The organism is Streptomyces sp. NPDC107471 (genome assembly GCF_055582845.1).
Map to the genome: position 1 here is coordinate 48,736 of NZ_JBVJPC010000001.1, position 25,311 is coordinate 74,046.

Below are 25,311 nucleotides of genomic sequence, written 5' to 3' on the forward strand. Positions count from 1 at the left end.
TCGGGGCCTGCTCCACCAAGGTAATGCGTTCAGCTAGGGATGGCGGATGAAAACAGCCACGGTCCTGGCCGGGACGGCGAAGGAACCGGATTTCTTGTCGTAGGACGCCTCCTTGACGGTAGAGTCCGCCCCCGCCGCCTGCACGGGGTGCAGCCGGTAGGTGCTTCCGGCAAGGTCGGCGACCCGCTGGTCCTGTGCCTTCGGGGTGGCGTTGAAGACGACGACCAGGTCACCGAGTTCCATGGTGATCACCCCTGGCGTCTCGTCCTTCCCGGACAGCGGGAAGGACAGCCGGGACTGCACCTGGTCCGCCGTGCCGAGCGAGAACGCCTGCTCTGTCGTACGGATCCTCAGCAGGTCCCGGTAGGCGGCCGAGGCCCCCTCGATCTGCGCGCAGCCGACCTTCACCGAGCCCAGCAGGGGTTTGGCGTACGGCCACTTGGTGGTGTTGTCGGCCGCCATGGGCAGGCCGCGGCCGAAGCCGTTGCCGTCCTGGCAGTTCCAGTGGATCGCGTTGAACCAGTCCCCGCTGTCGAAGGAGTTGCGGTCCAGGGACTTGGAGCGCAGCAGGTCGGTGCCCGCCTGGGAGAGCGCGGGGCCCTGCGAGAGGGCGGCCGTGGCCATGGCGAGGACCTGCATCCTGGCCCGGTCGGAGGCGCCGGTGCCGGCGGGCAGCTTGTAGGTCAGCGCGTCGAACAGCGACTCGTTGTCGTGCGCGTCGGCGTAGGCGAGGGCGTCACCGGGCGCGTCCGCGTATCCGGCGGGCTGTCCGTTGTAGTCGACCTGGGCACCGGTGACCTCCTTGCCGTCGGTGTCGGTGAAGCGGTACCGGGAGAGGTTGCCGGACAGGCCCACCTTGATGAGGTCCTGGTAGTGGAGCAGACGGGCCTTCTGCTGCGCCTCGGTCCCGTTGGCCGTGGACGCGTTGGGGTCCGTGTAGAGCCCGGACGCGAAGCCCTGGACGCCGGGGTCCTCGTCGAAGGGTCCGCCGCCGCGCACGGCGTCGCGGGAGCGGTCGGAGAAGGTGGCGATCCCGGTGCCGGCCATGTTCTTCTGCGTGGCCTGCACGAAGCGGGCGTCGTCGGCGACCTCGCCGAAGTTCCAGCCCTCGCCGTAGAGGATGATCTTCTTCCCGTCGACGCCGTCCTTCTTGAGGGTCAGCGCGTCGAGGGCCTTGCGCACGGCCAGGATGTTGGCCTTGGGGTGGTGGCCCATGAGGTCGAAGCGGAAGCCGTCGACCTTGTACTCCTTGGCCCAGGTGACGATCGAGTCGACGACGAGCTTGCCCATCATGGCGTTCTCGGTGGCCGTGTTGGCGCAGCAGGTGCTGTTGGCGACCGAGCCGTCGGCGAGGAGCCGCTGGTAGTAGCCGGGGACGATCCGGTCGAGGATGCTGGTGGCGGCCTGTCCGCTCGCCGCGGTGTGGTTGTAGACGACGTCCATGACGACCCTCAGGCCGTCGTCGTTGAGGGACTTGACCATCTTCCGGAACTCGACCGTACGGCCGGTGCCGTTCGGGTCGGTCGCGTACGAGCCCTCGGGGACCGTGTAGTGGTACGGGTCGTAGCCCCAGTTGTAGGCGTCCTTCGCGGCGGCCTTCGCGACGCACTCCTGCTGCTGGTCGGAGTCGGCGGCGTAGGACGCGAGGTCGCAGTCGGGGGTCGCCCGGTCGGACTTCTTCTCGGGGATGGTGGCGATGTCGAAGGCGGGCAGCAGGTGCACGTACGACGTGCCCGCCTGGGCCAGCTTCCTCAGGTGCTGGGAGCCGTCGCTGTTCTTGTCGGCGAAGGCGAGGTAGGTGCCCTGGTCCTTCGCCGGGACCGTCTTGTCCGCCACCGAGAAGTCCCGGATGTGCAGTTCCTGGATCTCGGCGTCCTTGAGGGGTACGGCCTTCGGCTTGGTGTAGGTCGTCCAGCCGCCCGGGGCGAGGGCCCTGTCGTCGAGGTCGACGACGAGGCTGCGCGCGGAGTCGGTGGTGAGGGCGACCGAGTAGGGGTCGGTGACCTTGTTGGTGACGACCTTCCCGGCGCTGGGCGCCCAGACCTTCACGACGTACCGGTAGGGCTTGCCCTTCCAGGACGCGGGGCCGGTGACGGACCAGACGCCGGTGCCGGCGTCACGCCTCATCGCGACCGTGGAGCCGTCGAGTTCGAGCTGCACGGACTGCGCGGTCGGCGCCCAGACCGCGAGCGTCGGGCGTCCCTTGCTGAAGGTCGGTCCCAGGTCGGCCTTGGTCGCCTTCGGGTACAGGTCGTCGAGCACGCCCGCGATCTGTACGCCGGTCGCCGCCAGCACCGCACCGTTAGCGGCCCGTTGGGAGGCGACGAGCTGTCCGCTGAGGGCTTCCTTCACCCGATCGGTGTCCCGTGGGTCGACGGACCAGGCCGTGTAGTCCTTCAGGTGCGGGAACGCGGCCTTCTGGGCGTCGGTCAGGGTGGTTCTGGTGAGCCGCAGCCACCGCTCGTCGTCGCTGGTCAGGGCTCCGTCGTGGACGGCGATGGAGCCGTCGTGGGAGTACAGGAGCTGGGTGGAGGCGGCCGCCTCCGAGCCGTTCCAGGCGACCGTGTCCCTGTCGATCCAGACCGCCTTGGAGGTGGTCAGGTCGAGCGCGGCCGCCGATCCGGCGGGCTGCGGGAGCAGGTACTTCTCCTGGCCGTTCAGCAGCCACACCTCGTGGCCGTTCGCCGTCAGGTCCAGCGACCGGTCGGTGGGCAGGTCCTTCTCGTCGCCCTTGTGGATGATGTAACTGAGGCTTGTGGCACCGTCGTTGAGGGGCACCTCGAAGACCGCGCCGTAGGCGTCCGTCCGGACCGGCTGCAAGGGCTTGGACCAGTCGGTGGGGCTCGCGGCGCCGGTCCAGACGTGCAGGCCCCAGCCGTCGTAGTTCCCGTCGGCGCGGTGGTAGTGGACGACCGCCTTCGTGGTGTCCTGCGCCGGGTAGTCGGGCCGCTCCGTCCGTACGGTGTCCTTGCCCTGCTCGATCCAGATCTCACCGGTTTGGGTGACGTCGATCGTGCGGTCGGTGGAGACGTCCTTGTTCCCGTCCTTGTCGATGACGAGGAAGCCGACGTTGGACGCACCGGGCTTCAGCTTGACGTAGGCGAAGGCGCCGTACGCGTCCCGGCCGACGAAGGGGTGGCTCGCGGGCCAGGTGGTGGACTCGCCGTCGGCGAGGTCGCCCCAGGCGTACAGGCCCCAGTTGTCGTAGTCGCCGTCGGTGCGCTGGTAGTGGACGACCGCGTAGTCCCGGGAGGAGGCGGTGGGGGTCTCCTCGGCGGGCGGGGTGCCGGTGGTGCTCGTGGCGGTCGCGCTCGCGGTGCGTCCGGCGAGGTCGACGACAACGGCCTTGTAGCGCAGGGTCGTTCCGGCCGGTACGTCCTTGCCGATGGTCTGCGTGACCTTGTAGGGGGCGTGGTCTGCGGAGCCGAGGGTGCGCCACGTGCCGTTGCCGGTCTGCGCGGCGAAGACGACCCGGTTGAGCTGTCCGCCTTCCACGTCGGCGGTGAGCTCCACCGTGCCGGTGGCGCCGGCGGCCGGGGCCTTGAGGGTGAGCGTCGGCTTCGCGGCGGTCCTGGCGGGCTTGCCGGTCGCCTTGAGGACGATCGCGGAACCGGCGGGGACGGTGACGGTGACCTTCTTGTCGGCGTCGGAGGTGACGCCCGACGCGCCGCCGTAGACGCCCTGGTAGGCCATGTCCGCCGAACCGGTCGCGAACGTGGCCGACTTGGCCTCGTTCGCGTTGTTGAAGGCGACCACGTACTCCTGGCCGGTCCTGGCGTCGGTGCGGGAGAAGGCGTAGATCCCGGCTCCGTCGGCCGCGTACCGCTCCTCCTGGACGCCGTCGGTGAGCGCCGGGTTGGCCTTGCGGAGCTCGGCCAGGGCGGCGATCCGCCGGTAGAGCGGGGCGCCCGTGTCGTAGGCGTCGCTCGCGTGGGTGCGGTCGGTGCCGATCTCGTCGTCGTCGAGGTAGTCGGCGGTCTTCGAGGCGAACATCGTCTGGCGGGCGTCCTTGTCGCCGCCCGCGCCGGTGAAGCCCTGCTCGTCGCCGTAGTAGACGACGGGGTTGCCGCGGCTGAGGAACATCAGCTCGTTGGCCAGCTCGTCCTTGGCGAGGAGTTCGGCGTCGGTGGCCTTCGGGTTGTCCTGGTTCAGGAAGTACCCGATGCGGCCCATGTCGTGGTTGCCGAGGAAGGTGACCTGCTCGTAGGCGTTGGCCTTGTCGGTCGTGTACCTGTAGTCGTCGCCGAAGACGGACGCGAGCTTGCGCGCGCTGCCGCCCTGGGAGGCGTACTGCCGGGCGGCCTCCTGGAAGGGGAAGTCCAGCGTGGCGTCGAGCCGGCCCTGGGTGACGTACGGCGAGGTGACCGCCGTGTCGGCGGAGTAGACCTCGCCGAACATGAAGAAGTTCTTGCGGCCCTGCTTGGCCGCGTACGCGTCGAGGGCCGTGGCCCACTGGGTCCAGAACTCCATGTTCACGTGCTTCACGGTGTCGATCCGGAAGCCGTCGATGTCGAAGTCGCGGACCCAGCGCTGGTAGATCCTCTCCATGCCCCGCACGACCTCGGGACGCTCGGTCCACAGGTCGTCGAGGCCGGAGAAGTCGCCGTAGGTGGTGGACTCGCCGGCGTAGGTGGAGTCACCGCGGTTGTGGTACATCCTCGGGTCGTTGAGCCAGGACGGGACCTTGGCGCCCGTGCCGGTGACCGTCGGGGTGCGCGGGAAGGAGTCGGTGTCGACCGCCGGGAACTTCCGGTCGCCGGACGCGTAGTCCGCGTCGTCGAAGGGCTCGCCGTCCTTCGTCAGGTACGGGAAGGCGCCCTTGGAGAGGTAGTCGTAGGACTTCTCCTCGTAGTCGACGACGTCGGCCGTGTGGTTGGTGATGACGTCGAAGAAGACCTTCATGCCCTTGGCGTGGGCCTTGGAGATCAGCGTCTCCAGGTCCTTGTTGGTGCCGAAGTGCGGGTCGACCTGGGTGAAGTCGGTGATCCAGTAACCGTGGTAGCCGGCCGAGGCGTTGGACCCCGTGCCCTGCACGGGCCGGTTCTTGAAGATCGGCGCCATCCAGATGGAGGTGGTGCCGAGGCCCTTGATGTAGTCGAGCCTCTTCGTGAGGCCCTTGAGGTCGCCGCCCTGGTAGAAGCCCTTGTCGGTGGGGTCGTAGCCGGTGGTCAGGCGCGTGCCGGTGAGGCCGCCCTTGTCATTGCCGGTGTCGCCGTTGGCGAAACGGTCCGGCAGGACGAAGTAGAACTGCTCGCGGGTGTCGTCGTGCCGGGCCGGTTCCGCGGCGAGCTTCGCGTCGGAGGGCGGTGGCGGCGGGGTGTCCGCCCGGGCGGACAACGGCTGGACGAGCGCTGCGGCCAGCGCGGTCACGGTGACCGCGGCGACCCGTCCGGCATGCGTGGTGCGGCGCCTGGACGGCACCGGCCATCTCGGTATCACAGACGTGGACTCCTTGCGATGTACGGCTCTACGGGTCCGACCCCGCGTGACCGTATCGCCGCCGTAAGACTTACAGCAAGAGTCCTGAAACGACCAGAAAGAACTTTCACGAACCGGTGTGGCCCCTATAACCAGTGGCCTCACGGGCGGCACACGGCTACCTTCCGGGCATGGAGCAGGAACCTCCCCTGGTGCGCGAGGTCCACCCGGGACTGATCGACGAACTGGTCGCCCTCCTGGACGCGGAGGGGGAACGCGAGTTGGCCATCTGCGTGCGGGACGTCCGGCTGGTCGGCGCGTGCGACTGCGGGGACGACTTCTGCCAGAGCCTCCTGACGGCGGAGCATCCGCGGGGACAGCCGTACGGTCCGGGGCATCGCTGTGTGCCGCTGCTGCCCTCGTCGGGTGATCTGATCCTCGACGTGGTGCACGGCCGGATCATGTACATCGAGATACTCGGACGACCGCCCCTGCGCCGGCGGCGGACAGCCGGAACAGGGGCGGAAGCCTGAGGTCCGAGCGGCTCAGCAGCTCGACTTGCCCGCGTAGATCGCGAGTGCCGTGTTGGCGCCGAGGGTGGCGGTGAACTGGCCGCTGGAGTTCACCGTCACCGACGTGTTGTTCTGCACGTTGCAGTACGTCCCGGCGGGCAGCGAGGTCTGGTAGGTCCGGCTCAGGCTGCTCGACTCGTGGTTGATGGCGACGTACCCCTTGGCACCGCGGCCGAAGGCGATCGCGTCGCCGCCGTTGTCCCACCAGTTGGTGACCGACTCACCGCGGGTCGCGTTGCGGAAGGCGACCATGCGGAGGATCTCCGGCCAGGCGTGCTGGCACTTCCAGCCGTCCTGCCAACAGGCGCTCACCGAGCCGTTGTTGGGCGGTCCGGCGTCCGTGTCGGACCACTCGTAGCCGGAGTTGACGTCCGGGGCGCCGTACGGGTAGGCGAGCATGAAGACGTTGGCCAGGGTGTAGTTGGCCCCGTCCTTGTAGTTGAGGGTGGAGCCGTTGCGCTCGGTGTCGTGGTTGTCGACGAAGACACCCGCGACCGAACTGCTCAGGTAGCCCCAGCCCTCACCGTAGTTCTTCAGGTAGGCGAGGTTCTCGTTGTTGAAGACACGCTTGAGGTCGTAGGCGTACCGGAACTCCTGGACGTCCCCGTTGCCGGTGTACTCGGTGGGCTGGACGGCCTCTCCGCTGCCGTAGATGACCTCCTGCTTCCAGTAGACCGACGGGTTGCTCAGCCGGGACTTGATGTTGGCGAGGTCGGCGGTCGGGATGTGCTTGGCCGCGTCGATGCGGAAGCCGTCGACGCCGTAGCCGAGCAGGGAGTTCAAGTAGCCCGCGATGGTGGCGCGGACGTAGCTCTCGCCGGTGTCCAGGTCGGCGAGGCCGACGAGTTCGCAGTTCTGGACGTTGGCGCGGTTGGTGTAGTCGCTGATGGTGGACGTGCAGTCGTCCATGTCGTAGGAGGAGTACAGGCCCGGGTAGTTGTACTTCGTGTACGACGAGCCGCCGGTGCCGGTGCCGCTGCCCGCGGACATGTGGTTGACGACGGCGTCGACGACGACCTTCACACCGGCGTTGTGGCAGGTGTTCACCATGTTCTGGAAGGCGGTGGCGTCACCGAGCCGGCCGGCGATCCGGTAGCTGACCGGCTGGTACGACGTCCACCACTGCGAGCCCTGGATGTGCTCGGCGGGCGGGGAGACCTGGACGTAGCCGTATCCGGCGGGGCCGAGGGTGTTGGTGCACTCCTTGGCGACGGAGGCGAAGTTCCACTCGAAGAGGACTGCGGTGACGTCCTTGGTGCCCGGCGGGGAGGCCTGGGCGGCGGTGGGGGTGAGGACGGCGACCGTGGCGGCGAGGGCGGCGGCGGTCGCGGAGCTGGACCATCTCGATATCACGTGGGGGTTCTCCTTGCGTGACGGCCGGGCGTCTTTGCCCGGCGCCGGCGAGAACGTACCGCCGACGAAAGCCTTACAGCAAGAGGCTTGCAATTCACAGCAAGAACTTTCACGCACCGTCTTGACGTGCCCTTCTCAACTGCCGCACGCTCACAGGTTGTTGAAGCCCGTCATATCGCCTCGGAGTCCATCGGGACCGTGGGGAGCCGTACATGACCCTCGGACCAGGCGTTCCGCGCCGCACCGCGAGAGCGGTGGCCGTCGGCGCGACGGCTCCTCGACCGCCGCCCGTTCCCGTGTCCGCGCTCCGGACTCACCGCTGACTGGCCGGCTTCTCCGGCAGGTCCTCGCGGCGGCCCCCGCAGGAGTAGACGATCTCCACCGACCCCTCGGGCAGGGCGCGTTGGCTCTGGAAGGTCAGTCCGGTCTCGGGGCTGAGTGCCGGGGTCAGTTGGGTGCCGCCGCCGAACAGCACGGGCAGGACGACGAGTTCGAGGCGGTCCAGCGCGCCGAGCGCGTGGAAGGTGGCGATGGTCCGAGGACCGCCGATCAGGTGCACGTCCCCGCCCCGGTTGGCGGCGCGGATCTTCTCCAGCAGCCGGGCCGGGTCGCTGTCGGTGGTGACGTGGTCGGGGGTGCCCTCCGGGCGGTGCGAGCCGAGGACGAACACGTCCAGGTCCGGCCACGGCCAGCGGCTGTTGCTCAGCGCGGGCTCGAAGGTCGTACGGCCCATCAGGGCTGCCTCGCAGTCCGCCAGGAACTCGCGAATGCCATGGCTCTGACCGGGGACGAACGCGGGGTCGGCGGTGAGGGCGGGCCAGCCGTTCGGTGTGGTCACGTAGCCGTCGGCACTCATGCTCATGCGGGCGCGGATCTGCATGGTCACTCCTCGGACAAGGGGCGCTGTTCGCCCTTTCACCCAAGCGTCGAACGCGGTCGCCGCCGATCGACACGCCGGAGAAAAAAATCACCGGACCCCTTCGGGCCCGGTGATTCCTCGCGCGCTCGCTCAGGCGGTCGTCCACCACACGGTCGTGTCGGCCAGCACCTTGGCGTCGCCGTCGACCTCGGCGACCTCACCGCTGGCGAGCAGCAGCCGGCCGTACGCCGGGGTCGTCACCGACTCGCCGCCGGTGTTCGCGACGCACACGAAGTCCCCGCGCCGGAAGGCCAGGACACCCTCGGGGGCCCGCAGCCACTCGACCGCGTCGCCGGCGCCCAGGTCGGGCCGGTCACGGCGGACGGCGAGGGCCGTGCGGTACAGCTCCAGGGTGGAGCCGGGGTCGCCGGTCTGCGCCTCCACGCTCAGCTCGGCCCAGTCCGACGGCTGGGGCAGCCAACTGCCGCCCGCGCCGAAGCCGTACGACGATCCCTCGCGCGTCCAGGGGATCGGCACCCGGCAGCCGTCGCGGAAGCCGTCCTGGCCCGCGCCGCGGAAGTACGCCGGGTCCTGGCGGACCTCGTCGGCGAGGTCGACGACGTCCGGGAGGCCGAGCTCCTCGCCCTGGTAGATGTACGCCGACCCGGGCAGCGCCAGCATGAGCAGGGTGGCGGCGCGGGCGCGGCGCAGACCGAGCTCCCGGTCCCCCGCCGTGCGGATCTGGGTGCCGAGGCCGGGCGGGTTGGCGAAGCGGGTGGCGTGCCGGGTGACGTCGTGGTTGGAGAGCACCCAGGTGGCCGGGGCGCCGACCGGGCGCATCGCCTCCAGGGTGCGGTCGATGACCCCGCGCAGCTCCTCGGCGTCCCACGCGGTGGCGAGGTACTGGAAGTTGAACGCCTGGTGCAGCTCGTCCGGGCGGACGTAGTTCGCGGTGCGCTCGACGGTCGGGGTCCACGCCTCGGCGACAAAAATGCGCTCGCCGGAGTACTCGTCGAGGATCAGACGCCACTGGCGGTAGATCTCGTGGACGCCGTCCTGGTCGAAGAACGGCATGACATCGTTGCCCAGGAGCTTCACCTGGTCGTGGGATCCGAGGTCGGGAAGCCCGTCCGCCTTCACCAGGCCGTGGGCCACGTCGATGCGGAAGCCGTCCACGCCCATGTCCAGCCAGAAGCGCAGGATCGAGCGGAACTCGTCGCCGACGGCCGGGTGGTCCCAGTTGAAGTCGGGCTGCTCGGGGGCGAAGAGGTGCAGGTACCACTCCCCGTCCTCGACGCGGGTCCAGGCGGGGCCGCCGAAGATGGACTCCCAGTCGTTGGGCGGGAGTTCGCCGTTCTCGCCCTTGCCGGGGCGGAAGTGGTAGCGCTCCCGCAGCGGCGATCCGGGGCCCTCGGCGATGGCCCGCTTGAACCACTCGTGCTGGTCGGAGGAGTGGTTGGGGACCAGGTCGACGATGATCCTGAGGCCCAGCTCGCGGGCGTCCCGGATCAGCGCGTCGGCGTCCAGGAGGTTGCCGAACATGGGGTCCACGGCCCGGTAGTCGGCGACGTCGTATCCGGCGTCGGCCTGCGGGGAGGCGTAGAAGGGGCTGAGCCACACGGCGTCCACGCCGAGCTCGCGCAGGTACGGCAGTCGGGTGCGGATGCCCTCCAGGTCGCCCATGCCGTCGCCGTTGCTGTCGGCGAAGCTGCGCGGATAGACCTGGTAGATCACGGCGTCCCGCCACCAGTCGCTGCGCTTGGCTTCGGCGGAGTGAGGGGCCGGGGCGAGGGCGGAGTGCTGCTGGCTCATGGCGTCCTTGGTACGTAACGGGTTCATCAGGTCAAAGGTAGGGAATTGACGAGGCGGCCGTGGTCACAGCGGGGTCGGATGGAGACCACGGCCACCTCGGGTCTTCGGGGGCGCGGGGAACTGCGCGGTCAGCCACGACGGAGCCGCGGACAACCGACGGCCCTCGCGGCTCGACCGGCGGTCAGCCCTTCGTGCCGCCCGCGGTGAGCCCGGTGACGAGGTTCTTCTGCACGAGGTAGAAGAACGCGGACACCGGTATCGCGATCAGCACCGCCGTCGCGGCCATCAGGTTCCGCTGGGCGTCGTGCTCGCTCACGAAGCTCTGGAGTCCCACGGCGAAGGTGTACTTCGTGTCGGACAGCATGAACGTCGAGGCGAACGCGACCTCGCCGAAGGCGGTGAGGAAGCTGTAGAACGCGGCGACCGCGAGTCCCGGCTTGGCCAGCGGCAGGATCAGCCGCGCGAACGTGCCGAAGGGGGTCAGCCCGTCCACGCGTCCGGCCTCGTCGATCTCGAAGGGGATGGTGTCGAAGTAGCCCTTGAGCAGCCAGGCGCAGTACGGCACCGCCGTCGAGCAGTACACGAGGACGAGCCCGAGGTAGCTGTCGATGAGCTGGAGGTCCGAGAGCATCTGGTACATCGGCACCATGAGCACGGCCACCGGGAACATCTGGGTGACCAGGAGCACCCACATGAACTTGCGGTAGCCCGGGAAGCGCATCCGGGAGACGGCGTACCCGGTGGTCGCGGCGATCAGCACGCCGATCACCGTGGTGCCCAGCGAGACGATCAGCGAGCTCTTGAGCCAGGAGAAGAACTCCGTGTGCTGAAGGACGAACGAGTAGTTGTCGAACGTCATCTTCTTCCAGATGCCGCCCGGGTGGAGGTAGTCGTCCTTGTCCGGGCCGAGGGACAGGAAGACCAGCCAGGCGATCGGGAACAGCGCGATCAGGCTCGCGACGATCAGGATGCCGTGCGAGACGAGGGAGCCTGCGCGGCTCTGCTCACCGCGGCGGCGGACCCGGCGGGGTGCCGGTGCGGGGCCGGCCTCGGGCACCGCGGCGGAGGTCTCGACTGTGGTCGTACTCATGGGAGCTCCTGCCTCAGATCGCGAGCTGCTGGTCATTGCGGTTCAGCCAGCGGCGGTAGAAGGAGGTGAAGACGATCAGGATGGCCAGCAGCAGGATGCCGTACGCCGCCGACTGGGCGAAGTCACGCGGCTGCTGTCCGAAGCCCAGGTAGTAGGCCCAGGTCACGAGGATCTGCGCGTCCGGCGCGGTGTTGCCGAACAGCAGGAAGATCACGGCGAACTGGTTGAACGTCCAGATGATGCCGAGCAGGACCACGGTGGAGCTGACGCTCCTCAGTCCGGGGAGGGTGACGTACCGGAACCGCTGCCAGGCGGTCGCGCCGTCCATCTCGGCGGCCTCGTACAGCGAGGCGTCGATGGACTGGAGCCCGCCGAGCAGCGAGACCATCATGAACGGCACTCCGCACCAGGTGTTGACCATGATCGCGGCGAACCGCTGCCAGGCGGTGTCCTCCAGCCAGGAGGGACTCGGCAGGTGGAGTGCGTCCAGGGCGGAGTTGATGATGCCGCCGTCGGCGAGCATGAACCGCCAGCCGAAGACGGTGACGAAGGTCGGCACGGCCCAGGGCAGCACCAGGAGCAGCCGGTACAGCGTGCGGCCGCGCAGCTTCTGGTTGAGCAGCAGCGCGAGGCCGAGCCCGATGCAGTAGTGCAGGGCGACGCACAGGGCCGTCCAGACGATGGTCCAGATGAAGTGCGACCAGAAGCGGTCGTAGGCGGTGTCGCCCCACAGGATGTCGGCGTAGTTGTCCAGGCCGATGAACTTGTAGGTGGCGTCGATGTGGTTGACGCCGATCGTGCGCGCCGTGTTCAGGCTGTTGGCGTCGGTGAGCGTGAGGTAGACGCCGTAGACCAGCGGGTAGAGCACGAGGACACCGATGACGACCGCCACCGGGGCGATCATCGCGTAGGCGTACCAGTGTTTCTGGTAGCTGTGCTTCAGGCGTTGGCCCAGCCCGGGCCGCGGCGCGCGGTCACCGCGGCGTCTGCCGGTGGCGCGGTCGATGGCGACTGTCATGTTCGACACCTTCTGGAAGTTCTGCGGCTCTGAGAAGTGGCTGGGCACAGACCGGTGACCGCCGGATCCCTCCCCCCTTGCCCGGGAGGTCCGGCGGTCACTCGGCTCACTTGCTGAAGTCCGGCACCAGCTTGGCGATGGCGGTCTCGGCGGTGCTCAGGCCCTTGTCCAGGGACTCCTTGCCACCGGCGATCTTCGGCAGCTCGGTGTCCAGCGGGCCCCACAGGGAGCTGTACTCGGGCAGGGCCGGGCGCGGCTGGGCGGCGCCGAGGACCGTGCCGTAGCCGGCGATGCCCGGGTCGGCCTTGACCTCGGTGGTGTAGGCGTCGTCGCGGGTGGGCAGCGTGGAGTTCTTCAGCGCGATGGTCGACTGGGACTTCGCGGAGGTCATGAAGTTCACGAACTTCAGGGCCGCCTTCTGGTGGGCGGAGTCCGAGCCGGCGTAGACCGAGAGGTTGTGGCCGCCGGTCGGGGCGCCCGCCTTGCCGGTGGAGCCGGCCGGGACGGTGGCGATGCCGAGGTTGGACTTGTCGGCGAACGCGGAGCCCTTGTAGAAGTTCGTGATCTCCCAGGGACCCTGGATGATCGCGGCGACCTTGCCGTTGACGAACGCGTCCTGGATGTGGGCGTAGGCGTCGGCGGTGGTGTCGGCCTTGTGCAGGCCCTTGCCGGAGAAGAGGCTCAGCCAGGTGCCGTAGCCCTTCTTGGCGGCGTCCGAGTTCACCGTGACCTTCTTCGCGGCGACGTCGACGGTGTCGGTGCCCTCGCCGTAGAGGAAGGTCTGGGCGTAGTAGGCCTGGGTGGAGCCCCAGTAGCCGTCGACGCCGGTCTTGGCCTTGATGGTGGCGGCGGCCTTCTTCAGGTCGTCCCAGGTCTTGGGGGCCTCGACGCCGGCCTTCTCGAAGAGCTGCTTGTTGTAGACGAGGGCGAGGGTGTCGGTGACCAGCGGGACACCGTAGACCTTGCCGTCGTACTTGGCCTGCTCGATCAGGTTCGACTTGAACTTGGCCTGGTCGGCGAGGGCCTCGGTGCCGTCGAGGGGCAGGAAGTAGCCCTTCTTGGCGAAGGCCGGCGTCCAGCCGACCTCGGAGCGCAGCACGTCGGGGGCGCCGCTCGCGCCGGCGGCGGTGTCGAACTTGTTCTGCGCCTGGTCGAACTGGACGTTGACGTACTTGACCTTGACGTCCTTGTTGGCGGCCTCGAAGTCCTTGATCAGGGCCTTGTACGTCGGCGCCTCATTGGTGGCGTTGGAGGTGTCCCACCAGGTGATGGTGACCGGACCGTCGGCCTTGTCGCCGCTGTCGCTTCCGCCGCAGGCCGTCGCCGCGAGGGCGAAAGACGCCACCAGCGCGGTGGCCGCTATGCCACGCCGCATGAGTTCTCCTTGAGGGTGAAAGCCCGTGTGGTGCAGGTGTCGGCCCCGTCTGCCGTCCCTGCCTGCCGACTGCGCCGTTGCGGCCGCCGGGCGAGTGGGAACGTAACAGCGATGCAAGACTTGCGAAAGACCTTGCAGAAAAAAAGTGCAAGAGACTGCGGAAGTTACCCCGCCGTGATCCCTCGTCGACCGTCGCGAGACCCTTGTTTTACGGGGCTGAGCGGGATGACTACGGGTTGTGCAAGACTCTGCAAGCTCTTGCCATCCCCCTCCCGTGCGGGAATCATCCCTTTGCGGGACCACGGGCGCCGACCAGAACAGAGGGACCGCGATGACGATACGGCCGGTACAGTCCGGTGCCGTGACCACACGGCTAGCCGACATCGCTGCTCAGGCGGGGGTGAGCGAAGCGACCGTCAGCCGCGTCCTCAACGGGAAGCCGGGTGTCGCCGCCACCACTCGCCAGTCCGTGCTCGCCGCACTCGACGTGCTGGGCTACGAGCGCCCGGTACGGCTGCGGCAGCGCAGCGAGGGCCTGGTGGGCCTGATCACCCCGGAGCTGGAGAACCCGATATTCCCGGCCCTGGCCCAGGTGATCGGCCAGGCGCTGACCCGGCAGGGGTACACCCCGGTCCTCGCCACCCAGACCCCGGGCGGCTCCACGGAGGACGAGCTCACCGAGATGCTCGTCGACCGGGGCGTGGCCGGCATCATCTTCGTCTCCGGGCTGCACGCGGACACCTCCGCCGACATGCAGCGCTACGAGCAGTTGCGGGCGCAGGGCGTGCCGTTCGTGCTCGTGGACGGCTTCTCGCCGAAGGTGCAGGCGCCGTTCATCTCCCCCGACGACCGGGCGGCGATGGCGCTGGCGGTGACCCATCTGGTGTCGCTGGGGCACACCCGGATCGGCCTGGCGCTCGGACCCAAGCGTTTCGTGCCGGTGCAGCGCAAGATCGAGGGTTTCGTGCGCACCATGCAGGACCAGCTCGGGCTGGCCGCGGCGACCGTCGAGGCGGACCTCGTCCAGCACTCGCTGTACACCCTGGAGGGCGGTCAGGCGGCCGCGACGGCCCTCATCGACCGGGACTGCACGGCGGTCGTGTGCGCGAGCGACATGATGGCGCTGGGCGCGATACGAGCGGCCCGCCAGCGGGGCCTTGAGGTGCCGCGGGACGTGTCGGTCGTGGGCTTCGACGACTCCCCGCTGATCGCCTTCACCGACCCGCCGCTGACGACGGTCCGCAAGCCGGTGCCGGCCATGGGACAGGCGGCGGTACGGACCCTGCTGGAGGAGATCGGCGGAACGCCCGCGCCGCACAGCGAGTTCGTGTTCATGCCGGAGCTGGTGGTGCGGGGTTCGACCGCGTCGGCCCCCGGTGACCGCACTCGTCCGTAGGGCGGAGGAACCGGGCCCTACCCCCTGCGCCGGTAGGAGAACGGGACAGTCTCCCCGTCGTAGGACATGCGACCCGAACCCGACCGGGGGATGATCGGTGGGGTAAGGCGTCTCTGGCAGACTTTGTGTCTATGGGTGACTCGACCGTGACCAGTCTGGAAGACCGCGGGAATGCGGCCGTTCCGGACTCCCTCACGGCCGCGGACCGGCCGGCTCTGCTGCGTCGGCTGCGCACCCCGCGCCGACCTCGGCTGTGGTTCGAGATCCTGCTGATCGCGGTGAGTTACTGGACGTACTCGCTGATCCGCAACGCGGTGCCGGAGCAGAAGGCGCAGGCACTGCGCAACGCCGACTGGATCTGGCGGATGGAGCACCACCTCGGCATCGCGGTCGAGGAGTCCGTCAACCACGCGGTCAACTCGGTGACTTGGCTCGTCGTCGGGATGAACTACTACTACGCGACCCTGCACTTCGTCGTGACGCTGGGCGTCCTGGTCTGGCTCTACCGCAGCCATCCCGGCCGCTACGCGGCGACCCGCATGGTCCTCTTCGCGACGACGGGTGTGGCCCTGGTCGGTTACTACCTGTACCCGCTCGCTCCCCCGCGGCTGATGACCGGCGGCGACTTCGTCGACACGGTCATGGTCCACGAGACCTGGGGCTCGATGGCCTCCGGCGACCTCAAGCACATGTCCAACCAGTACGCCGCGATGCCGTCCATGCACATCGGCTGGTCCCTGTGGTGCGGTCTGACGATCTTCGCGCTGGCGTCGGTGCCCTGGGTCCGCGTCCTGGGCCTCGTCTACCCGGCGGCGACGCTCGTGGTCATCGTCGCCACGGCCAACCACTTCTGGCTGGACGCGGTCGGCGGCGTGCTGTGCCTGCTGTTCGGCTTCACGGTGGCCCGCCTCTGGTACGGGGCGATGCCGTACGCCCTGCCGAAGGTGCCGTACGTCCCGCCGGCCACCGGGGCGGACGAGCGCGCCCCCGTGCGCACCAGGGCCTAGCCCCGACCCGGCGCGCCGCCGGGAACGCGCGCCCTATCCGCCGTAGAACAGTTCCTCCACCACGCCCCGGGCCCGGCGGGCCGTCCGGCGGTAGTCGTCCAGCATGTCCCCCGCGTGTCCCGGTCCGTACCCCAGGTAACGACCCACCGCGGCGAGTTCGCGGGCCTCGGCCGGGAAGGTGTCGCCGGCCCGTCCGCGCACCAGCATCACCGCGTTGCGCACCCGGGTCGCCAGCACCCATGCCTCGTCGAGGACCTGGGCGTCGTCCGCGGAGATGAACCCGGCGTCCCGTGCGGCGGTGAGGGCCGCCCGGGTGCGGGTGGTGCGCAGCCCCGGCACCTCGGCCCCGTGCCGCATCTGGAACAACTGGACCGTCCACTCCACGTCGGACAGGCCGCCGGGCCCGAGCTTGGTGTGCAGCTTCGGATCGGCGCCGCGCGGCATCCGCTCGGCCTCCATGCGTGCCTTCAGCCGCCGGATCTCGCGTACCGCGTCGTCGCCGAGGCCGGCCTCCGGGTAGCGCAGGGGGTCGATGAGCTCGACGAAGCGGCGGCCCAACTCGGCGTCCCCGGCGACCGGTTCGGCCCGCAGCAGTGCCTGCGCCTCCCAGGTCAGGGACCAGCGGCGGTAGTAGGCCGCGTACGAGGTCAGCGTGCGCACCAGCGGGCCCGACTTGCCCTCCGGGCGCAGGTCGGCGTCGATGAGCAGCGGGGGGTCGGCGCTCGGGATCTGGAGCAGCCGGCGCATCTCGGAAACGACCTTGTTGGCGGCCTGCGAGGCCTCCCGCTCGTCGACGCCCTCACCGGGCTCGTGGACGAACAGGACGTCCGCGTCGGAGCCGTAGCCCAGTTCGTGGCCGCCGAAGCGGCCCATGCCGATGACGGCGAACCGGGTCGGCAGGGTGTCGCCCCAGGTGTCGCGGACCACCGCGCGCAGGGTGCCGGCGAGGGTCGCGGCGGTCAGGTCGGACACGGCGGCACCGACACGGTCCACCAGGGCGCCCTGGTCCGGTTCGGCGGGCTGGGTCTCGGTGCCGTAGGAGCCGACGATGTCCGCGGCGGCCGTACGGAAGAGTTCGCGGCGGCGGACGCCACGGGCCGCGGTGACCGCTTGGGCGGCCCCGTCGGCGCGGCGGACGGCGGCGAGTATCTCCTGTTCGAGTCCGGCGCGTCCGCGCGGCGCGAGCCCGCCGCCGTCGCCGTCCCCGAGGAGCGCCACGGCCTCGGGGGCGCGCATCAGCAGGTCGGGGGCGAGGCGGCCGGCGGACAGGACGCGCGCGAGGTTCTCGGCGGCGGCGCCCTCGTCCCGGAGCAGCCGCAGGTACCAGGGCGTCTTGCCCAACGCGTCCGACACCTTGCGGAAGTTGAGCAGTCCGGCGTCCGGGTCGGCCGACTCGGCGAACCAGCCCAGCAGGACCGGGAGGAGGGTTCGCTGGATGGCGGCCTTGCGGGTGACGCCGGAGGCGAGGGCCTCCAGGTGGCGCAGGGCGGAGGCCGGGTCGGCGTACCCGAGCGCGACCAGCCGTTCCCGGGCGGCGCCGGCGCTCAACCTGATCTCGCCGGGCCCGAGTTGGGCCACGGCGTCCAGCAGCGGCCGGTAGAACAGCTTCTCGTGCAGTCGTCGTACGACGGAGGCGTGCCGCTTCCACTCGCGGTTCAGCTCGGTCACCGGGTCGGCGCGCAGACCGAGGGAGCGGCCGAGGCGGCGCAGGTCGGTCTCCTCCTCGGGGACGAGGTGGGTGCGGCGCAGCCGGTAGAGCTGGATGCGGTGCTCCATGGAGCGCAGGAAGCGGTAGGCGTCGTCGAGCTGGGCGGCGTCGGCCCGGCCGACATAGCCGCCGGCGGCGAGGGCCTGCAAAGCGTTGAGGGTGGTGCCGCTGCGCAGGGAGCCGTCCTCCCGGCCGTGCACCAACTGCAGGAGCTGTACGGCGAACTCGACGTCCCGGAGACCGCCGGGACCGAGCTTCAGTTGCCGGTCGAGCTCGGCGACGGGGATGTTCTCCACGACCCGGCGGCGCATCTTCTGCACGTCGGCGACGAAGTTCTCGCGCTCGGCGGCCTTCCAGACCAGGGGTTCGAGGGCGGCGACGTATCCCTCGCCCAGGTCCAGGTCGCCGGCGACCGGGCGGGCCTTGAGGAGGGCCTGGAACTCCCAGGTCTTGGCCCAGCGCTGGTAGTAGGCGAGGTGGCTGGAGAGGGTGCGCACCAGCGGGCCGTTCCTGCCCTCGGGCCGCAGGTTGGCGTCGACGGGCCAGATGGAGCCCTCGACGGTCGTCTCCGAGCACAGTCGCATCATGTGCGAGGCCAGCTTGGTGGCGGCGCGCAGGGCCTTGCCCTCGTCGGCCCCGTCCACCGCCTCCCCCACGAAGATGACGTCGACGTCGGAGACGTAATTGAGTTCGTGGCCACCGCACTTGCCCATCGCGATCACCGCGAGCCGGCACAGCGCCGCGTCCTCGGGGGCGGCCGCCCGCGCTATGGCGAGCGCGGCGCGCAGGGTCGCGGTGGCGAGGTCGGCGAGCTCGGCGGCGGTCTCGGCGAGGTCGATGGTGCCGCACACGTCACGGGCGGCGATCGACAGCAGGCAGCGCCGGTAGGCGACGCGCAGGGCGACGGGGTCGGTGGCCCCGGCGAGCCCGCGCTCGAACTCCTCGACGCCGGGGTGCAGGTCGCGGGGCTCGTAGGTGACGAGGGCGTGCCAGTCGGCGGGGTGCAGGGCGAGGTGCTCGGCGAGCGCGGCGGAGGCGCCGAGCACCCCGAGCAGCCGGTCGCGGAACGGCTTGGCGGCTATCACGGTGTCGAGCAGTTCCCGGTCGGGCTGCGCCTCCAGCAGCCGGACGAGACCGAGCAGCGCGAGATCGGGGTCGGCGGTCGCGCCGAGTGCCTCCAGCAGCACCGGGTCGTTGCGCACGGCGCTCAGCTCGGCGCTCTCCAACAGGCGCTCGGCGGCGGACGGATCGGTGAAACCGTGCCGCAGCAGCCGCGTGAAGGTACTGCTCCTGCGCCCCGGCGCCGACGTCATCCCGGCCTCCCGTCCGATCAAGGTCGTGTCGATCGAGCCTAACCGGAGACCCGCACGGAAGCGCCCGGGCGCCGGTGGGCGGATTCCGGGGCGTCCCGCTCCGCATCCGGGCACGCCTTGGGCAGACTGGGGGTGTCGAGCCGGACCGCCGCGGTGGCCCGGGTGCTCCCCGAGCCGGAGGCTCTGTGATGACCGAGAAGGAACCCGAGACCCACCTCGATGCCCGCTACAGCGACCCGGACGCGACGGCGCACTCCTGGGCCGACGCCCAGTCCCTGCTGGCCTCCGCCGAACTGTTCTGGATCTCGACGGTACGGCCGGACGGGCGCCCGCACGTCACGCCGTTGCCGGCCGTGTGGGCCCACGGGGCGCTGCACTTCTGCACCGGCCCCGAGGAGCGCAAGGCGAAGAACCTCGCGCACAACGCGCACGTGACGCTGACGACCGGCACCAACATCTGGGACAAGGGCTACGACCTGGTGGTGGAGGGCGAGGCGGTGCGGGTCTCCGACGACACGAGGCTGCGTGAGCTGGCCGCCGCGTGGGAGGCGAAGTACGGCGACTTCTGGCGCTTCGAGGTGCGGGACGGCTACTTCCACCACGGGTCGGGACACGCCGTCGTCTATGCGGTGGCGCCGCGCACGGTTTTCGGCTTCGGTAAGGGACAGCCGTTCAGCCAGACGCGCTGGCGGTTCTGAGAACGGCCCTCCGTACTGACGTCGACAAGGGAGTCACGCCATGGACATGAGCCTCGAAGTGATCCTGCTGCCGGTCACGGACGTGGACCGCGCCAAGGAGTTCTACCGCGACAAGGTCGGTTTCCACGTGGATCTGGACGGCGAGGTGATGGAGGGCGTCCGCATCTGCCAGCTCACCCCGCCCGGCTCGGGCTGTTCCATCGCCCTGGTGGACGGCCTCCAGATCCCGACCGGCGCCCCGCAGCCCGGCACCTACCACGGCATGCAACTGTGCGTGACGGACGCGAAGGCGGCCTACGAGGAGCTCACCGCCCGCGGCCTGGACGTGAGCGAGCCGGTCCAGTTCGCCCCGCAGGACGGTGCCACCTTCATGTACTTCAAGGACCCGGACGGCAACGGCTGGGCGATCCAGGAGTACAAGCGCCGCGAGACGGAGCCGCTGCACCAGGTCCTGGCCCAGCAGGCGGCCCAGTAGCCCACCCGTGGGGGCGCGGGAACCGCACGACGGTCCCCGCGCCCCTGGGGCACGGCCCTACAGCACCGGCAGGTTCTTCCGCAGCTCGAAGGCCGTGACCTCGCTGCGGTACTCCTCCCACTCGCTCTTCTTGTTGCGCAGGAAGAAGTCGAAGACGTGCTCGCCCAGGGTCTCGGCGACCAGGTCGCTGCGCTCCATCAGGGTGAGGGCCTCGCCCAGGTTCTGGGGCAGGGGCTCGATGCCCATGGCGCGGCGCTCGGAGTTGGACAGGGCCCAGACGTCGTCCTCGGCGCCCGGCGGGAGCTCGTACCCCTCCTCGATGCCCTTGAGGCCGGCGGCCAGGAGCAGGGCGTAGGCGAGGTACGGGTTGGCGCCGGAGTCGAGGGAGCGGACCTCGATGCGGGCCGAGCCGGTCTTGCCGGGCTTGTACATCGGGACCCGGACCAGTGCGGAGCGGTTGTTGTGGCCCCAGCAGATGTAGGAGGGGGCCTCGCCGCCGGCGCCCGCGGTGCGCTCGGTGCCGCCCCAGATGCGCTTGTAGGAGTTGACCCACTGGTTGGTGACCGCGGAGATCTCCGCCGCGTGCTTGAGCAGGCCCGCGATGAAGGAGCGGCCCACCTTGGAGAGCTGGTACTCGGAGCCCGACTCGTAGAACGCGTTGCGGTCGCCCTCGAACAGGGACAGGTGCGTGTGCATGCCCGAGCCGGGGTGCTCGGAGAACGGCTTCGGCATGAAGGTCGCCTGGACGCCCTGCTCCAGCGCCACCTGCTTCATGACCAGGCGGAACGTCATGATGTTGTCGGCGGTGGAGAGCGCGTCGGCGTAGCGCAGGTCGATCTCCTGCTGGCCGGGGGCGCCCTCGTGGTGGGAGAACTCGACCGAGATGCCCATCGACTCCAGCATGGTGATCGCCTGGCGGCGGAAGTCCATGCCGATGTTCTGCGGGGTGTGGTCGAAGTAGCCGGAGTTGTCGGCCGGGGTCGGGCGCGAGCCGTCCAGCGGGCGGTCCTTCAGGAGGAAGAACTCGATCTCCGGGTGGGTGTAGAAGGTGAAGCCCAGGTCGGAGGTGCGGGCCAGGGCGCGCTTGAGCACGTACCGGGGGTCCGCGAAGGAGGGGCTGCCGTCGGGCATGAGGATGTCGCAGAACATCCGGGCCGTGCCGGGGGCCTCGGCGCGCCAGGGCAGGACCTGGAAGGTCGACGGGTCCGGCTTGGCGATCATGTCGGACTCGTACACCCGGGCGAATCCCTCGATCGCGGACCCGTCGAAGCCGATGCCCTCGTCGAAGGCCTGTTCCAGCTCGGCCGGGGCCACGGCGACGGACTTGAGGAAGCCCAGCACGTCCGTGAACCACAGGCGTACGAACCGGATGTCGCGCTCCTCCAAGGTCCGGAGCACGAACTCCTGCTGCTTGTCCATCTTCCGCTTCCCCATCCTTGCTGGTCAGGCCGCCTGTCTCCGTGTCCCGCAGGAGGCGGTCGGGCACCTGAGCATCACACCACAACAGCATTTCGTGCGCGTTGCCGACCTTGATCGTCGCGGCGACCCGGGGGTGAACGCCTCACGTCCGGCGGATGTACTGCTCTGCCGCCCATATTGCCTGCTCGGACTGACATACGTAATGCCCGGCCCTCCCCGTCTCACCGGGTGCCCCGGGTTTCCTGTGGGCTCCCTGCGAGAAGGCACCCCTGCCGCACTACGATCAGCGGACCGATCGTCACCATCCGTCCCGCCCCTTTCCCCCAGAAGGACACACCTCATGGGTTCCGCCAAGAAGAGCACCGCCGCGGCACGCAAGGCGCGCATAGAGGAGATGCGGCGCGCCGAGCAGTCCCGGGAGCGCCGCAACCGGATCCTCACCATCGGCGCCGCCGTGGTCGTCGTCGCCGGTCTGGTCGTCGGCTCCGTCGTGCTGGTGCGGTCGCAGTCCGACGACGACAGCACCGCGGCCGACGGAAAGTCGAAGGGGCACTTCGTCACGGGCTCGGACGGCGTGAAGACCTGGAAGGGCACGCTGGGCCGCAACCACGTCACCAAGACCGTGAACTACCCGATGGAGCCCCCGGTCGGCGGCGACCACAACCAGGTGTGGATGAACTGCAACGGCGACGTCTACACCAAGGCGATCGGCACCATGAACGCCGTGCACTCGCTGGAGCACGGGGCGGTCTGGGTGACGTACACCAGCGCGGCCGAGAAGTCCGACGTGGACGCGCTCGCGGCGAAGGTGAAGAAGACGCCGTACACGCTGATGAGCCCGGACGACAAGCAGAAGGACCCGATCATGCTGTCCGCGTGGGGTCACCAGCGGACCGTGACGGGGGCGAGCGACCCGAACGTCGACAAGTTCTTCGAGAAGTTCGTGCAGGGCGAGCAGACGCCCGAGCCGGGCGCGGCCTGCACGGGTGGTCTGGGGCAGTGAGGTTCGCGGGAGTGGCCGTGGCCGTGGCGGGGGTCCTCGTCGCGGCCGGCGCGATCACCTACGCCGTGGCCGAGGACGGCGGATCGGACGACGCCCCGTCCGCCGGGTCCGCGGACGCGGGGTTCGCGCGCGACATGGCCGTGCACCACCAGCAGGCCGTCGAGATGTCGTACATCGTGCGCGACCGCACCAAGGACGTCGAGGTGCGGCGCCTCGCCTACGACATCGCGCAGACGCAGGCCAACCAGCGCGGCATGCTGCTGGGTTGGCTGGATCTGTGGGGGCTGCCGAAGGTGTCGGCGGATCCACCGATGACGTGGATGGGCATGGGTGACATGCCGTCGGCCGGCGAGGGCTCGTTGATGCCGGGCATGGCGACCGACAGCGAGATGAAGGAACTGGGCACGCTGAACGGCAGGCAGGCCGAGGTCTTCTACCTCCAGTTGATGACGGACCATCACCAGGGCGGTATCCACATGGCGAAGGGCTGTGTGGAGAAGTGCGCGGTGGGCGTGGAGAAGCGGCTCGCGCAGGGCATGGTCGCCGCGCAGCAGTCGGAGATCGACCTGATGGCGGGAATGCTGAAGGAGCGCGGCGCGAAGCCGCGATGATAGAGGGTTAACCCTCGAATTAGCCTTTTTCATTAGGTTAATTGGTCTCTTCTTGGCATGCGCATTCCCCTTGCATGAACGGTTCGTCGCAAGAGTGGCCACACCGTCGAGTGATCACTCGCGACGAACCGCATCCAGGGGGTTCCATGAGATCCAACCGCGCCAAAGTCCGCGCCGGAGTGAGCATGGCGGCGACACTGCCGATGCTCGCGGGCGCGCTGGCGCTCGGTATACCCGCGGCTCACGCCGCGGACAGCCCGAACCGCGACACGCTCGCCGGGACCAAGCCCGCGTGGGCCACGGCCAAGGCCGACAAGGGCGCCGCCCCGGACAGTTCCCAGGTCTCCGCCCGGGTCTACCTCGCCGGCCGGAACGCCGCCGGCCTCGCCGCGTACGCGAAGTCGGTCTCCGACCCGGCCTCGGCGTCGTACGGCAAGTACCTGAGCGCGAAGCAGGCGCAGGCCCGCTTCGGCGCGACCAAGGCGCAGGTCGCCGCGGTCAGGGCGTGGCTGGAGTCGGCGGGCCTGAAGGTCACCGGCACCACCCAGCACTACGTCTCCGTCACCGGTGACGTGGCCGCCGCCGAGAAGGCCTTCGGCACCCAGCTCCACAACTACGCCAAGGGGTCGAAGACCTACCGCGCCCCGGCCAAGTCGGCCTCCGCGCCGGCCGGTCTCGACGGTGCCGTCCTGACCGTCACCGGCCTCGACAACGCGCCGCACAAGGCGAGCAGCAAGGACCAACTGCCGCCGCCGGACGCCGTGTTCAAGAACGCCGGGCCGTTCTCCTCGTACTACGGCTCGAACACCGCGAGCACGCTGCCGTCCGCCTACGGCTCGAAGATCCCGTACGCGATCAAGGGCTACACGGGCAAGCAGCTCCGCGCCGCCTACGGCGCCGGCACGTACACCGGCAAGGGAGTGCGCGTCGCCATCACCGACGCCTACGCCTCCCCCACCATCGCCTTCGACGCGGCCACCTACGCGAAGAAGAACGGTGACGCCGCCTGGACCACCGGCCAGCTCAAGCAGGTCCTGCCGAAGAACTACACGAAGACCGAGGAGTGCGGGGCGGCCGGCTGGTACGGCGAGGAGACCCTCGACGTCGAGGCCGTGCACGCGGTCGCGCCGGACGCGAACATCACGTACGTGGGTGCCGCGTCCTGCTACGACGACGATCTGCTCGACTCGCTCAGCAAGGTCGTCGACAACCACCTGGCCGACATCGTCTCCAACTCCTGGGGCGACATCGAGGCCAACCAGACGCCGGACCTCGCGGCCGCCTACGACCAGGTCTTCCAGTTCGGCGCGGTCGAGGGCATCGGCTTCTACTTCTCCTCCGGCGACAACGGCGACGAGGTCGCCAACACCGGGACGAAGCAGGTCGACACTCCGGCCAACTCGGCGTGGGTGACGGCGGTCGGCGGTACCTCCCTCGCCGTCGGCAAGGGCGACAAGTACCTGTGGGAGACCGGCTGGGGCACCGACAAGGCCGTGCTGTCCGCGGACGGCAAGAGCTGGACGGACTTCCCCGGCGCGTTCACCTCGGGTGCGGGCGGCGGCACCAGCAGGACGGTCGCCGAGCCCTCCTACCAGAAGGGTGTCGTCCCGAACGCGCTCGCCACGGCCAACAGCGCCGCCGGCAACCGCGTGGTCCCGGACATCTCCGCGATCGCCGACCCCAACACCGGCTTCCTGGTGGGGCAGACGCAGACCTTCCCCGACGGCTCGCAGCAGTACAGCGAGTACCGCATCGGCGGCACCTCGCTGGCCTCGCCGGTGATCGCGGCCGTGCAGGCGCTGGCGCAGCAGGCGGGCGGCGGCAAGGCGCTCGGCTTCGCCAACCCGTCGATCTACTCGAAGTTCGGCTCCCGGGTGTACCACGACGTCACGGACAACCCGACGGGCTCCGGCCTCGCGGTGGCCCGTGTCGACTTCACCAACGGCTTTGACGCCAGCGGTGGGTTGAGCACCTCGGTCCGCAGTCTCGGCAAGGACAGCTCGCTGTCCGCGGTGAAGGGCTACGACGACGTGACGGGCGTGGGCACGCCCGCGAACGGTTACGTGCAGTCGTTCGGCCGGCACTGATCCGGACGCGCGTCCACAGGGGCCCGGTCCCGAAGGCTACGACCTTCGGGCCGGGCCCCTCGCGCGCTCCCCGCCCGCCATAACGTCGCTCTGACGA

17 protein-coding genes are annotated in these 25,311 nt (G+C 69.6%); 8 read left to right on the forward strand and 9 right to left on the reverse strand.

Annotated elements, in window-relative coordinates:
* Positions 1 to 33: 33 nt before the first annotated feature.
* A complete protein-coding gene (gene pulA, locus ACZ66S_RS00245; protein ID WP_469898546.1) occupies positions 34 to 5,439 on the reverse strand; it encodes a pullulanase-type alpha-1,6-glucosidase in 5,406 nt (1,801 codons plus the stop codon).
* Between the two features lie 170 nt (positions 5,440 to 5,609).
* On the opposite strand from pulA, the gene ACZ66S_RS00250 reads away from it, so the two are divergent.
* On the forward strand, positions 5,610 to 5,951 hold the full coding sequence (locus tag ACZ66S_RS00250) for a hypothetical protein (protein WP_469898547.1): 342 nt from the start codon (positions 5,610 to 5,612) through the stop codon (positions 5,949 to 5,951).
* A gap of 12 nt (positions 5,952 to 5,963) precedes the next feature.
* Here ACZ66S_RS00250 and ACZ66S_RS00255 read toward each other — a convergent pair whose 3' ends face one another.
* From ACZ66S_RS00255 to ACZ66S_RS00280, 6 genes are all read right to left on the reverse strand, one after another.
* The gene (locus tag ACZ66S_RS00255) at positions 5,964 to 7,343 is read right to left on the reverse strand and encodes an alpha-amylase (RefSeq protein ID WP_469898548.1); all 1,380 of its coding nucleotides are present in this window, start codon (positions 7,341 to 7,343) and stop codon (positions 5,964 to 5,966) included.
* A gap of 313 nt (positions 7,344 to 7,656) precedes the next feature.
* Positions 7,657 to 8,223 (reverse strand): dihydrofolate reductase family protein, encoded by a 567-nt coding sequence (locus ACZ66S_RS00260; protein WP_469898549.1) that lies wholly within the window; start codon positions 8,221 to 8,223, stop codon positions 7,657 to 7,659.
* A 129-nt stretch (positions 8,224 to 8,352) separates the two neighbouring features.
* A complete protein-coding gene (locus tag ACZ66S_RS00265) occupies positions 8,353 to 10,014 on the reverse strand; it encodes a glycoside hydrolase family 13 protein (protein ID WP_469899645.1) in 1,662 nt (553 codons plus the stop codon).
* 181 nt (positions 10,015 to 10,195) lie between these two features.
* Positions 10,196 to 11,104, reverse strand: coding sequence for a sugar ABC transporter permease (locus tag ACZ66S_RS00270; RefSeq protein ID WP_469898551.1), 909 nt, complete (start codon positions 11,102 to 11,104; stop codon positions 10,196 to 10,198).
* A gap of 13 nt (positions 11,105 to 11,117) precedes the next feature.
* Complete coding sequence (locus ACZ66S_RS00275; RefSeq protein WP_469898553.1) at positions 11,118 to 12,122, reverse strand: carbohydrate ABC transporter permease; 1,005 nt, start codon at positions 12,120 to 12,122, stop codon at positions 11,118 to 11,120.
* A 106-nt stretch (positions 12,123 to 12,228) separates the two neighbouring features.
* Positions 12,229 to 13,497: an extracellular solute-binding protein gene (locus ACZ66S_RS00280; RefSeq protein WP_469898554.1), complete on the reverse strand. Its 1,269-nt coding sequence runs from the start codon at positions 13,495 to 13,497 to the stop codon at positions 12,229 to 12,231.
* 361 nt (positions 13,498 to 13,858) lie between these two features.
* Between ACZ66S_RS00280 and ACZ66S_RS00285 the strand changes: the two genes are divergently transcribed.
* On the forward strand, positions 13,859 to 14,893 hold the full coding sequence (locus ACZ66S_RS00285; protein WP_469898556.1) for a LacI family DNA-binding transcriptional regulator: 1,035 nt from the start codon (positions 13,859 to 13,861) through the stop codon (positions 14,891 to 14,893).
* 131 nt (positions 14,894 to 15,024) lie between these two features.
* Positions 15,025 to 15,900 carry a phosphatase PAP2 family protein gene (locus ACZ66S_RS00290; protein WP_469898558.1) on the forward strand — a complete coding sequence of 292 codons (876 nt, stop codon included), beginning with the start codon at positions 15,025 to 15,027 and terminating at the stop codon, positions 15,898 to 15,900.
* Between the two features lie 33 nt (positions 15,901 to 15,933).
* Here the strand turns inward: ACZ66S_RS00290 and ACZ66S_RS00295 are convergent, their stop codons facing one another.
* A complete protein-coding gene (locus ACZ66S_RS00295; RefSeq protein ID WP_469898559.1) occupies positions 15,934 to 18,921 on the reverse strand; it encodes a bifunctional [glutamine synthetase] adenylyltransferase/[glutamine synthetase]-adenylyl-L-tyrosine phosphorylase in 2,988 nt (995 codons plus the stop codon).
* Positions 18,922 to 19,109: 188 nt separating this feature from the next.
* Here ACZ66S_RS00295 and ACZ66S_RS00300 point away from each other — a divergent pair, with 188 nt between their 5' ends.
* Positions 19,110 to 19,619, forward strand: coding sequence for a pyridoxamine 5'-phosphate oxidase family protein (locus tag ACZ66S_RS00300; protein ID WP_469898561.1), 510 nt, complete (start codon positions 19,110 to 19,112; stop codon positions 19,617 to 19,619).
* 40 nt (positions 19,620 to 19,659) lie between these two features.
* Positions 19,660 to 20,094 (forward strand): VOC family protein, encoded by a 435-nt coding sequence (locus ACZ66S_RS00305; protein ID WP_469898563.1) that lies wholly within the window; start codon positions 19,660 to 19,662, stop codon positions 20,092 to 20,094.
* 57 nt (positions 20,095 to 20,151) lie between these two features.
* Here the strand turns inward: ACZ66S_RS00305 and glnA are convergent, their stop codons facing one another.
* The gene (glnA, locus tag ACZ66S_RS00310) at positions 20,152 to 21,513 is read right to left on the reverse strand and encodes a type I glutamate--ammonia ligase (protein WP_007381571.1); all 1,362 of its coding nucleotides are present in this window, start codon (positions 21,511 to 21,513) and stop codon (positions 20,152 to 20,154) included.
* 340 nt (positions 21,514 to 21,853) lie between these two features.
* On the opposite strand from glnA, the gene ACZ66S_RS00315 reads away from it, so the two are divergent.
* The 3 genes from ACZ66S_RS00315 to ACZ66S_RS00325 all read left to right on the forward strand — a co-directional run bounded on the left by ACZ66S_RS00315 (position 21,854) and on the right by ACZ66S_RS00325 (position 25,214).
* The gene (locus ACZ66S_RS00315) at positions 21,854 to 22,516 is read left to right on the forward strand and encodes a DUF3105 domain-containing protein (protein ID WP_469898564.1); all 663 of its coding nucleotides are present in this window, start codon (positions 21,854 to 21,856) and stop codon (positions 22,514 to 22,516) included.
* Positions 22,517 to 22,527: 11 nt separating this feature from the next.
* Positions 22,528 to 23,127, forward strand: a complete 600-nt coding sequence (locus ACZ66S_RS00320) for a DUF305 domain-containing protein (RefSeq protein WP_469898565.1) — start codon at positions 22,528 to 22,530, stop codon at positions 23,125 to 23,127.
* Positions 23,128 to 23,273: 146 nt separating this feature from the next.
* Positions 23,274 to 25,214, forward strand: a complete 1,941-nt coding sequence (locus ACZ66S_RS00325) for a S53 family peptidase (RefSeq protein WP_469898567.1) — start codon at positions 23,274 to 23,276, stop codon at positions 25,212 to 25,214.
* Positions 25,215 to 25,311 lie beyond the last annotated feature (97 nt).

Coding starts and splice junctions, on each gene's coding strand:
- ACZ66S_RS00250 (WP_469898547.1), top strand. CDS start 5,610: ATGGAGCAGGAACCTCCCCTGGTGCGCGAGGTCCACCCGGGACTGATC.
- ACZ66S_RS00260 (WP_469898549.1), bottom strand. CDS start 8,223: ATGCAGATCCGCGCCCGCATGAGCATGAGTGCCGACGGCTACGTGACC.
- ACZ66S_RS00265 (WP_469899645.1), bottom strand. CDS start 10,014: ATGAGCCAGCAGCACTCCGCCCTCGCCCCGGCCCCTCACTCCGCCGAA.
- ACZ66S_RS00270 (WP_469898551.1), bottom strand. CDS start 11,104: ATGAGTACGACCACAGTCGAGACCTCCGCCGCGGTGCCCGAGGCCGGC.
- ACZ66S_RS00275 (WP_469898553.1), bottom strand. CDS start 12,122: ATGACAGTCGCCATCGACCGCGCCACCGGCAGACGCCGCGGTGACCGC.
- ACZ66S_RS00280 (WP_469898554.1), bottom strand. CDS start 13,497: ATGCGGCGTGGCATAGCGGCCACCGCGCTGGTGGCGTCTTTCGCCCTC.
- ACZ66S_RS00290 (WP_469898558.1), top strand. CDS start 15,025: ATGGGTGACTCGACCGTGACCAGTCTGGAAGACCGCGGGAATGCGGCC.
- ACZ66S_RS00295 (WP_469898559.1), bottom strand. CDS start 18,921: ATGACGTCGGCGCCGGGGCGCAGGAGCAGTACCTTCACGCGGCTGCTG.
- ACZ66S_RS00300 (WP_469898561.1), top strand. CDS start 19,110: ATGACCGAGAAGGAACCCGAGACCCACCTCGATGCCCGCTACAGCGAC.
- ACZ66S_RS00305 (WP_469898563.1), top strand. CDS start 19,660: ATGGACATGAGCCTCGAAGTGATCCTGCTGCCGGTCACGGACGTGGAC.
- glnA (WP_007381571.1), bottom strand. CDS start 21,513: ATGGACAAGCAGCAGGAGTTCGTGCTCCGGACCTTGGAGGAGCGCGAC.
- ACZ66S_RS00315 (WP_469898564.1), top strand. CDS start 21,854: ATGGGTTCCGCCAAGAAGAGCACCGCCGCGGCACGCAAGGCGCGCATA.
- ACZ66S_RS00325 (WP_469898567.1), top strand. CDS start 23,274: ATGAGATCCAACCGCGCCAAAGTCCGCGCCGGAGTGAGCATGGCGGCG.